The organism is Gilliamella sp. CG35 (assembly GCF_046635745.1).
Classification (GTDB): Bacteria; Pseudomonadota; Gammaproteobacteria; order Enterobacterales; family Orbaceae; genus Gilliamella; species Gilliamella apicola_I.
This window is the reverse complement of record NZ_JBIDFH010000006.1, coordinates 40,279-51,776: the sequence shown is the minus strand read 5'-3', so window position 1 is coordinate 51,776 and position 11,498 is coordinate 40,279. Positions and strand designations below refer to the sequence as shown.

Below are 11,498 nucleotides of genomic sequence, written 5' to 3'. Positions count from 1 at the left end.
TCGACCTAGTTTAATAAAAATAATGGATATACCAATTATAGGCAGTTTTATCATGTTTATTTTTGCACTGATTCCAATGTTTATTTTAATGATAACCGATGGTGCTTTTGGATACAGTTATCAAGATCTCCAAACAAATATAATATATTTTATAGTAGGCGTTTATAACTTCATTTTAGCCTTCTTTTTTGGTATCAGTATTTGGATTATGATATTACCTTCCTGGTTACTTTTTAACCTTATCGGTATATTGAAACTCATCGGTTGGATCTAATAATAATCGAATCATTTGATTCATTTTAATGATTGACGCCAATTCTAGTTAAATTTTTAAACAATATTGTCAATGACTGTAATGATTTCTTGTGAATAGTTTGATTTCATGGCATGATTTAAAGTTTTAATTAAGACATAATTTTACTAAACGCAAATTAAACTATTTATTAAGAATCAAAGGAAAATTCATGAGTACAGGTACTATGAAGAAAAGTCATTCCCAATGGAGCTCACGCATGGGATTCATGCTAGCAGCAGCTGGCTCTGCTGTGGGTTTAGGTAATATTTGGAAATTTCCCTATATGGCGGGTGAAATGGGTGGTTCAGCATTTGTGCTCACCTATTTACTCTTTATGTTTATCATTGGGCTACCTATCCTTGTTTTAGAATGGTTGATCGGGCGCCGAGGGCAAAAAAATCCGATTCATACCATGCAAGATGTGGCCGTTTCTGAAGGTCGTTCAAAATTATGGGGCTGGGTAGGAATAATTGGGGTACTTGGTTCATTCTTAATTCTCTCCTTTTATAGTGTGATTGGTGGCTGGGCAACAGATTACATCGTTCTAGCAGCGCAAGGCACATTTGAAGGTGCGAATGGTGGAATAACCGAAAATCTCTTTAATAATTTTCTGGGCGATGTAAATAGTTTATTAATCTGGCATACAGTATTTATGTTTGCAACGGCCTTTATTGTCGCTCTCGGCGTTGGAGCTGGCTTGGAACGTGGCTGTAAGATTATGATGCCTGGTTTAGGTATATTACTCTTAGTGCTGGTTGGGTATGCCGCATATGCCAGCGGTTCTTCTTTCTGGAAGGCTTGTGATTTCTTATTTACACCTAACTGGTCTGCCTTAAATGGCACGGCAATATTAGCTGCTTTAGGTCACGCATTTTTCAGTCTATCTTTAGGTATGGGAATTATGATGGCATATGGCTCGTATTTAAAGAAAGATGTCAATCTACTCTCAACAGCCCGAACAGTGGTCATTTTGGATGTGATTGTGGCGGTTTTATCAGGATTAGCAATATTCCCGCTCGTTTTTGCTAATGATTTACAACCGGGTTCAGGCCCTGGTCTTATTTTTGTGACACTACCAATTGCATTCGGCAATATGGCTGGCGGTTCAATTTTAGGCATATTATTCTTTATATTCTTAACGTTTGCTGCATTAACCTCGTCAATCTCATTATTAGAACCGACTGTAGAGTTACTCGAAGAAAAAACCCATATGGGACGCAAAACGGCAACCATTGTCACCAGTATTATTATTTGGGCTTTAGGTATTGCTTGTATTCTTTCATTTAATAAATGGGCAGATGTCACATTATTTGATAAAAATATTTTTGATTTACTTGATTACTTAACCAGTAAAATCATGTTGCCAGTAACCGGTTTAGGTACCATTATTTTTGCTGCATGGATGATGAATCAAAAACGAATTCATGAAGAACTTAATCTAAACGCTTTCTGGTTTAACATTTGGACAATCTTAACCCGTTTTATTATTCCAGTGGCAATTGTTGCTATTCTTGTTTTTGGATTTTTTCCAGAAGGGAAATAGTTAATTATCATCTGCAAAGCCTTGATATTTTCAAGGCTTTCTTCCCACCAAGCTAACAAAAAAACAGCAAACAATTACCAAAATTACTTAATCTCTATTGAAAACCTCATTTTCATTCCCATATAACAATACAACAATAAATCAAACTATTATGACAGTGTTATTCATTTAACAGTTATACCCTTTTGCAATCAAATCTGCTCTTGCAGACGTTGAAAGCATGGATAGCTTTATTAATCAAGGTTATCGGTATAAATTGTTAATTGAATCAGTTAAATATATTAGAGGAACTAGTCAATGAGTAAGCAAGGTACAGAAACTCGTGGATTTCAATCCGAAGTTAAACAAATTCTTCATTTAATGATACATTCTTTATATTCCAATAAAGAAATATTTTTACGAGAGTTAATTTCGAACGCATCCGATGCGGCTGATAAATTACGTTTTAAAGCACTTGAAAATCCTAGCCTTTATGCTGGTGATGCTGAGCTTGGCGTACGTATTTCTGTGAATAAAGAAGCAGGAACTTTAACCATTGCCGATAATGGTATCGGTATGACACGTGATGAAGTTATCGAAAATTTAGGTACGATTGCCAAATCTGGCACCAAAGCATTTTTGGAATCAATCGGTAGCGATCAAGCTAAAGACAGCCAACTAATTGGTCAATTTGGTGTTGGTTTTTACTCTGCATTTATTGTAGCAGATAAAGTCACCGTCAAAACTCGTGCTGCAACTGCTAACGCTGATGAAGCGGTTATGTGGGAATCGGCTGGCGAAGGTGAATATACGATTTCTGATGATAATAAAGAGACACGTGGTACTGAAATTATTTTACATCTGAAAGAAGATGAAAAAGAGTTTTTAGATGATTGGCGTTTACGCTCAATTATCAGTAAATATTCTGATCATATTTCACTCCCTGTTGAAGTACAAACCATCGACGAAGAAAGCAAAGACGTAAAATGGGAAAAAGTAAACAAGGCTCAAGCCCTTTGGACTCGGAGTAAATCTGAAATTACCGACGAAGAGTACAAAGAGTTTTATAAACATATTTCTCATGATTTTGCCGATCCACTCAGTTGGAGCCATAACCGAGTAGAAGGTAAACAAGAATACACCAGTTTACTTTATATTCCGTCAAAAGCGCCTTGGGATATGTGGAATCGTGATAACAAACACGGTCTAAAACTTTATGTACAACGTGTCTTTATTATGGATGATGCAGAGCAATTTATGCCAAACTATTTACGCTTTGTAAAAGGTTTAATTGACTCTAATGATCTTCCATTGAATGTATCACGTGAAATATTGCAAGATAACAAAATCACCCAAAGTTTACGCAATGCATGTACAAAACGTGTATTACAAATGTTAGAAAAACTGGCTAAAGATGATAAAGAACAATATCAACAGTTCTGGAGCGAATTTGGCTTAGTGCTAAAAGAAGGAACGGGTGAGGACTATGCTAACCGTGAAGCTATCGCGAAATTGCTCCGTTTTGCTTCTACGCATTCGGATAGCAATGCGCAAACCATCTCCTTAGACGATTATATTAGTCGTATGCAAGAAGGTCAGGATAAGATCTACTACATTACCGCTGATAGTTATGGTGCGGCTAAAAATAGCCCACATTTGGAATTATTTAGCAAAAAAGGCATTGAAGTTTTACTATTATCTGATCGTGTTGATGAGTGGATGATGAGTAATTTAACTGAATTTGAAGGAAAACAGTTCCAATCAATCAGTAAATCTGACGAATCGATTGAAAAACTTGCCGATCAAGATAGCGAAGAACAAAAACAAGCAGAAAAAGAGCTTGAACCATTTATTGAACGTGTCAAAGCAGTGTTAGGCGATAAAGTAAAAGAAGTTAAATTAACGCATCGTTTAACCAATACACCTGCAATAGTGACTACTGCAGCGGATGAAATGACCACACAAATGGCAAAACTTTTTGCTGCTGCCGGTCAAAAAGCGCCTGAAATCAAATATACGTTTGAGATCAACCCTGATCATAAGTTAGTAAAACGTATTGCTGATACACAAGACGAAACGGCATTTAGCGACTGGATTGAATTATTATTAGATCAAGCATTATTGGCAGAGAAAGGATCATTAAGTGATCCAAGTAAATTTATTCAAACCATGAATAAACTGCTTGCAGAATAATCAATAAATAATAAAACCCGATATTAGATAGTAATATCGGGTTTTTTGTTAACTTTTATTTAAGTTAGGTAATCGAAATTTACTAAAAATATGATGCCTATCACATTTTCTTATATTTCTTCTTTTCATTTTCTGCTGTCTATTCATAATACCTAAAGTTTTCAATCAGACGGTGACAGATGAAAGTTTATAAAATTCTTAATAACAATGTAGTCGTTACACTTGATTCCAAAGGCAATGAACTCATTGTCACTGGTCGTGGCATTGGATTTAAAAAACGTGAGGGAGACTTGATTGATCCTAAACTGATTGAAAAACAATTTTCTCTCAACAACCAAGAAACGCTACCAAGATTTGCTGAATTACTATCCGAAATACCCATTGAAATATTCACTACTTCAGAAATCATCATTAATCACGCCAAGCAAGTCCTGAATGGCAAATTGCAAGGCAGTATTTACATTTCACTCACTGACCATATTCATTTTGCTATAGAGCGCCATAAACAAGGATTTGATATTCCAAATAGTTTTTTATGGGAAACAAAAAAACTTTATCCTAAAGAGTTTCAAGTTGGTTTATATGCTTTATCGGTCATCAAAAAACGTTTATCCATTGAATTACCTGAAGATGAGGCGGGTTTTATTACCTTTCATATTATTAATGCTCAACTTAATGATACGATGCCCAATATCGTTAAAATGACCAAAATCATGCGTGAAATTCTTAATATCGTCAAATACCATTTTAATTTTGAGTATGATGAAGATTGTCTTTCTTATCAACGTTTTGTGACACACTTAAAATTCTTCTCACAACGCATTTTGAGTCAAACTCAACCGGTTCAACAAGATGCCTCATTATATGAATTAATTCGTAAAAAGTATGAGCAGGCATATCTATGCACAAAACAGATTGATCTCCATTTAATTCAACAATATCAACATCCACTTACCGATGATGAAAGTCTGTATTTAACCATTCATATTGAACGACTACGCACTGAGCTCAAAAAATAATGTGATGCAGTTCACAATTTGAACATCTCAAAATGAGAAATCATATTCACTTTTTTTTATTTATGCTAGCCTAAGCGAATAAATTTTGGATTGTTATTGCATAGCATCTTATGTTGTGTAAGCAAAACCTAATCACCTCAACTTGAGGTGGTTAGGTTTTTTTTTGCATTTAAAAAAGGATAAGGTATGAAAAACAAACAACTTGCCGAATCAATTATTGAATATGTCGGTGGTCAAGACAATATTATCAGTCTGGTACACTGTGCAACTCGTCTAAGATTTGCATTAAAAGATGATAATAAAGCTAATGCAGATATCCTCAAAAAACAAAAAGGGGTGATAACAGTTGTACAAAGTGGTGGACAATTTCAAGTTGTCATTGGTAACAATGTGGCAGATGTATATAACAATATTATGCAACTAACCAACCTCAATGAGAAATCCAATGCCGAGGCACAACCAAATAAAAAATCAGGTTTTTTATCGAAATTAATTGATCTCGTTTCCGGCATTTTTATTCCTGTTCTAGTCGTAATAGTTGCCGGTGGGATTTTAAAAGGTTTAATCTCTTTATTACAAATTTTGGATATTGTCCGTGCACAAACACCAACCTATGAATTCTTGTATGCCATTGCTGATGCCCCACTCTATTATTTACCTATTATTTTAGGTTTTTCTGCGGTAAAAAAATTTGGTGGCAACCCCTATGTTGGAATGGCGATAGGTGGAGCCTTAGTTCATCCAAGTATCGCCAATATGATACCTAGCGGTCAATTTTCGTTAGAAACCGAAATGTTTTCAATACCAATACAATTAATTCCTTATGCATCATCTGTTTTCCCGATTATTTTGGCAGCTTGGTTCTATTCTTTACTAGAACGAACTTTCAATAGAATCATGCATGATTCATTTAAAAAATTTATCGCTCCCCTGCTCGGAATTCTTATCACTGTTCCATTAACTTTTGCGGTAATTGGTCCTGCGGTAACGTATGTCAGTAATGCTATCGCAAGTTGTATCATCTTCATGTATGAACTCAGTCCGGTTATAGCGTCCATGGTTTTAGCGGCACTTTGGCAAGTCATGGTAATATTTGGTATTCATTGGGGACTTGTTCCATTTGCCTTAAATAACTTATCAGTTTATCAAAATGACTTTATGTTACCGATTCTGTTCCCTGCTGTGTTCGCACAAGTTGGTGCCGTATTAGCGGTAAGATTTCGAGCCAAAGATCCTGAATTCAAAGCATTAGCAAGTTCGTCGGTATTATCCGGTATTTTTGGGGTAACCGAACCGGCAATTTATGGTGTCAATTTACCATTAAAAAGACCATTTGTTATTGGTTGTCTTGCAGCAACTGTAGGTGGAGGCATTGTTGGTTATTATCACAGCGTCATTTATTCATTTAGTTTTATTAATATTTTCTCCTTCTTACAACTCATTCCACCAACAGGTATAGATGAAAAATTTTATGCGGTCGTCGTTGGTTGTATTCTGTCATTCACTTTAGCGCTGATTGCAACCTATTTATTTGGTATGCCAAAAACAAAATCGACAGTTCAAGATGATGCTGCAGCAACAAACAATCCTAACCCTTCTAATCCGGTTAATCTGCATCCTGTCACGATTTTCAGTCCGTTAACAGGAAAAATAATACCATTAAATCAAGTCAATGATCCCACCTTTGCCAGCGAACTAATGGGTAAAGGCATTGCTATTATTCCAACAGAAGGGAAAGCTTATGCCCCTGATGACGGTGAAGTCGTATCACTGTTCAGAACCAAACACGCTATCGGATTTCAAACTGATTCTGGCGTGGAAATATTAATTCATATCGGGATCGATACGGTTAAATTAGACGGTCAACACTTTCAAGCACATGTTCAAGCCGGTAGCCAAGTCAAAAAAGGCGATTTACTCGTCAGTTTTGATATCGAGGCAATCAAACAAGCAGGCTTTGAAGTTACCACGCCGATCATCATTACTAACAGTGATGACTATCAGAAGATCCAGACTATTCATCAATCAGAAACTATTGAAAAGGGTGACGTTTTATTGACGTTATCAGCAAATAAGGAGTAACACATGTTAACACAATTTCCGAATGATTTTCTTTGGGGCGGAGCAATTGCTGCCAATCAAGTTGAAGGAGCCTATCGTGAAGATGGCAAAGGTTTATCTACATCAGATTGTACACCCAACGGTTTATTTGGTGACATCATCGATCGTAATAAAAACACAATTACCGGCATTAAAGATCGTGCCATTGATTTTTATCATCGCTATCCTGAAGATATCGCTTTATTTGCTGAAATGGGATTTTCGTGTTTAAGAACGTCAATTGCTTGGACTCGAATCTTTCCAAATGGTGATGAAGAACAACCAAATGAAAAAGGACTGGCGTTTTATGACAAACTGTTTGACGAAATGTTAAAACACAACATCACCCCACTTGTCACCTTATCGCATTACGAAATGCCCTACTACCTTGTCACACAATATGGTGGATGGGGAAATCGTAAAGTCATCGAATTTTTTACTCGTTATGCCAAAACCGTATTTGAGCGTTACAAGAATAAAGTGAAATATTGGTTAACGTTCAATGAAATCAATATGTCATTACACGAACCCTTTACCGGTGTCGGATTGGATAGACACAGTAATAAAGAACAGATCTATCAAGCCATTCATCATCAGTTAGTCGCCAGCAGTCAAGCGGTAAAACTATGTCATCAAATTATTCCCGATGCCAAAATAGGTAACATGTTATTAGGCGCTGTTGCTTATCCTTTAACACCTAAGCCTGAAGATGTTTGGGCTACACTTCAAGAAAACCATGGTTGGCTATTTTTTGGTGATGTTCAAGTTCGAGGTTATTACCCGACTTATATGAAACGTTTTTTCAGAGAAAACAATATTAATTTAACGATTACCGAACAAGATCGACAAGATCTTAAAGAAACGGTCGATTTTGTATCGTTCAGTTACTATATGAGTTGTTGCGCAACTTCAGATGAATCACAAAAAACAAAAGGCAATATTTTAGATATGGTACCAAATCCTTATCTAAAAGCATCGGAATGGGGTTGGCAAATCGATCCAACAGGAATCCGTTATCTATTAAATATGCTTTATGAACGTTACCAAAAACCATTATTTATTGTTGAAAATGGTTTAGGCGCAAAAGATAAATTAGAAGCAGATGGCACGATAAATGATGATTATCGTATTAACTATATGAACGATCATCTTGTGGAAATTCGTGAAGCTATCGATGATGGTGTCGAAGTGATGGGCTATACCAGTTGGGGACCAATCGATTTGATTAGTGCTTCAAAAGCCGAAGTTACTAAACGTTATGGATTTATTTATGTCGATTTAAACCAAGACGGTTCGGGAACGCTAAAACGCTATAAAAAGAAAAGTTTCTACTGGTATCAAGCGGTGATTGCATCAAAAGGCGAAATTTTAAAATCTTAACTTTTGTGTCACACCTAAAATTGGAAAGTTACTGCTTACAGCAGGCAAAACCTAAATAGCATTAGAGGTAACTTTGCTTAACCGGCTATTTAGGTTTTTGATAATTAAAAAAAGGATATAAAAATGAAAATAAGATATTTAACCTTCGCATTATTTAATATCATGTCTTATTCCGTTCTCGCAAACCCAATATCCAATAATCATTTACAACCTAGCTTTATAGAGAATGCTTTTATTACCGATAGTAAACTTGATTTTTCTACCCGTAATCATTGGAAATATTTAAAAGAAAATGCCGCTCAACCAAAAGAAGTGCACAGTGCTTGGGGACAAGTTTTCACGTTCAATTATAAATCGGGTTATCTGTTTGATACACTTGGATTGGATGTCACTTATGACAATGCAATAAGACTGGGTGCAAGTGACTATTTTGCAACCCGTAATCTACTTTATAACCACGGTAAAGGTTATAGTAAACACAATGCGCATGGCTTTAATAAATTTACTCAGCGTTATATAAAAATAAAACTGGGTGAAGATAGGATAAATTTTAACGGTAAAGTGGGCTGGCATAGTGTGAAAGATTTAGGCATCATTAGCTCTTCACAACATTTAACACGAAACAGCTATCTCGGATTTAGTGGCATATTAAAATATGATGACTTTGCCTTTTCATTTGGTCGTTTAGACAGTGCCCTACCCCGTGAATCCGCCCAAAAAGTTCACTTTTTAACAAACGATCGTAAAAAAGTCATTGATCACATCTCAACAGTTGAAATGGCTTATAAAGATAGTGATACCAAAATCGACTATTCTTATGGTGTCGCCAAAGATTACTTAAGACGGCATGCAATTGAATTATCTTATAAACCCGTTAAAAATTTAACTTTGGGTTCACAATTTTATGGTAGCTATGCGATGAAAAATTATGATGCCATGAAACAAAATAGAAAAGAGTTTGATTCCCATGCATGGCACTATGCAACCGACATTGAATGGAAAGAAGAAGACTGGAGCATCAAAGTGGGGCTCGCCTATACCGATGCAAATAAACATAACGCTCTTGGGTATTATGGACGCCATATCGGTAAAAATAACCGTGGTCGTTTTAATGGACTTGCCGCCGCAGCAGCAGATTACATGCGCGATGGGGAACTTGTTTTCACCGCCGTATTAAATTATGATTTTATTAAGGATAATACCACTGGATTGTATATGAACTATGCTAAATTTAATTATAAGCATGACCGATTAAAAAATGGTGAGATCAACATTTTTAATATTTGGAAACCGAGTTCTGGCATGTTTAAAAATCTCTCGATTTTATCTAAATTTGGTTATGGATGGTCTTACAAAACGATGAGTGCCTCAGATGCGACACCAAACCTCAAACATGGAAGAGCACAACGTTCCCCAACCTTATCAGCGGAAACTGTTATCGATTATCGATTTAATTTATTTTAAAATTTTGTTAAATAAAGGATGAAACATGAAAAAATCTATTCAATTTATTAGCCTACTTTTTGTTATGGTCATATCAATTTCACAAGCTTTTGCCAGTGAAGTGACAATCTATTTAACCCGTCATGGTAAAACCATGTTTAACAACGTTCATCGTGCTCAAGGATGGTCTGATACACCATTAATTCAGTCTGGTATAGAAGTTGCTGAACAATTAGGACAAGGCTTAAAAGATGTCGAATTTATTACTGCCTATTCAAGTGACTTAGGCCGTGCACGACAAACAGCACGTATTATCTTAGAAAGTAAAGGTGATACATTGGCAATTAATGAAATGGAAGCACTACGTGAAGCCTGCTTTGGCGATTTTGAAGGCGATCTAGATCCCAATATGTGGACTCCTGCTGCGCAACATTTAGGATATCCTTCTGACAAGGATTTAATGGCTGATCTTGCTAAAGGTAAAATAACACTACAAAAAATGTTAGATGCCGTGGCTGCGGTTGAAAAATCAGGACAAGCAGAAAATTATCAGCAAGTTAAAAAAAGAATGGAAGTCGCATTAAAAACCATTGCTGAATCAGCAAAAGCACAAGGTGGTGGTAACGTATTAGTTGTTTCACATGGTATTGCGATTATGTCTATGGTAGAAGATCTGCTTGATGCTCCAATCACCTCTCCATTAGGCAATGCCAGTGTTACCAAAATTCGTTATACCGATGAAGGTAAATTTATTGTCGAAAGTTTTGGCGATATGAGTTATGTCGAAAAAGGGAAACAAAGCACAAAATAACGTCTTAATTTTATTTGGCTTGCTTAGGTAAGCCAAATAACAAAATGTAATTGGCAATATCAACAAAAAACTAGAAATTTAGTGAATAAACAAGCATAATTTAATTTCAATGTTGAGCTCCAAATTTTAAGGTTTATATGTTTTATTCATCCGATTACGTTTCACCATTAGGGTTAATTACGCTGGCAAGCCGAAACAATCAACTTGTTGCTGTATGGATTGAAGGACAAAAATATTTTGGTGATACCGTCAATGCTCCCCTTGAAAGCCAACCTAACTTACCCATCTTTAACCACACAAAAAAATGGTTTGATCACTACTTTTCAGGAAAAAATCCGGCTATCAATCAACTTGATTTAGCCCCGATTGGTACCCCTTTTCGTCATCAAGTTTGGGATATTCTTTGTAAAATTCCTTATGGTGAACTCATCACATATGGCGATATAGCTAAACAAATTGCGAAAACCAATCAACTTGCAAGTATGTCAAGCCAAGCTGTCGGCGGAGCAGTTGGGCGTAATCCACTATCCATTATTATTCCTTGTCATCGAGTCATTGGCAGTAACGGCAGTTTAACCGGTTATGCAGGTGGCATTGATAAAAAAATTAAACTTCTGCAACTAGAAGGCGTTGATACCCTAAAATTAACGATACCCACTAAAGGCACTGCACTTTAAAAAATTTAGGTTATCAAGGAAAGGCAAAAAATTCATTAAATGGTGCGACTTATTGACG

At 36.0% G+C, this 11,498-nt stretch carries 8 protein-coding genes; all 8 read left to right on the top strand.

What is annotated here, in order from left to right:
- Positions 1-464 precede the first annotated feature (464 nt).
- The 8 genes from ACGH4F_RS04190 to ACGH4F_RS04155 all read left to right on the top strand — a co-directional run bounded on the left by ACGH4F_RS04190 (position 465) and on the right by ACGH4F_RS04155 (position 11,440).
- A complete protein-coding gene (locus ACGH4F_RS04190) occupies positions 465-1,838 on the top strand; it encodes a sodium-dependent transporter (protein ID WP_411590116.1) in 1,374 nt (457 codons plus the stop codon).
- 297 nt (positions 1,839-2,135) lie between these two features.
- Positions 2,136-4,010, top strand: a complete 1,875-nt coding sequence (gene htpG / locus ACGH4F_RS04185; RefSeq protein ID WP_220215302.1) for a molecular chaperone HtpG — start codon at positions 2,136-2,138, stop codon at positions 4,008-4,010.
- A gap of 179 nt (positions 4,011-4,189) precedes the next feature.
- A complete protein-coding gene (licT, locus tag ACGH4F_RS04180; RefSeq protein ID WP_411590114.1) occupies positions 4,190-5,029 on the top strand; it encodes a BglG family transcription antiterminator LicT in 840 nt (279 codons plus the stop codon).
- Between the two features lie 186 nt (positions 5,030-5,215).
- Positions 5,216-7,111, top strand: coding sequence for a beta-glucoside-specific PTS transporter subunit IIABC (locus ACGH4F_RS04175; protein WP_267359287.1), 1,896 nt, complete (start codon positions 5,216-5,218; stop codon positions 7,109-7,111).
- A 3-nt stretch (positions 7,112-7,114) separates the two neighbouring features.
- A complete protein-coding gene (locus ACGH4F_RS04170; protein WP_267352187.1) occupies positions 7,115-8,509 on the top strand; it encodes a glycoside hydrolase family 1 protein in 1,395 nt (464 codons plus the stop codon).
- A 123-nt stretch (positions 8,510-8,632) separates the two neighbouring features.
- The gene (locus ACGH4F_RS04165; protein WP_411590113.1) at positions 8,633-9,973 is read left to right on the top strand and encodes an OprD family outer membrane porin; all 1,341 of its coding nucleotides are present in this window, start codon (positions 8,633-8,635) and stop codon (positions 9,971-9,973) included.
- A 25-nt stretch (positions 9,974-9,998) separates the two neighbouring features.
- Positions 9,999-10,763 (top strand): histidine phosphatase family protein, encoded by a 765-nt coding sequence (locus ACGH4F_RS04160; RefSeq protein WP_267359281.1) that lies wholly within the window; start codon positions 9,999-10,001, stop codon positions 10,761-10,763.
- Between the two features lie 137 nt (positions 10,764-10,900).
- Complete coding sequence (locus ACGH4F_RS04155) at positions 10,901-11,440, top strand: methylated-DNA--[protein]-cysteine S-methyltransferase (RefSeq protein ID WP_411590112.1); 540 nt, start codon at positions 10,901-10,903, stop codon at positions 11,438-11,440.
- Positions 11,441-11,498 lie beyond the last annotated feature (58 nt).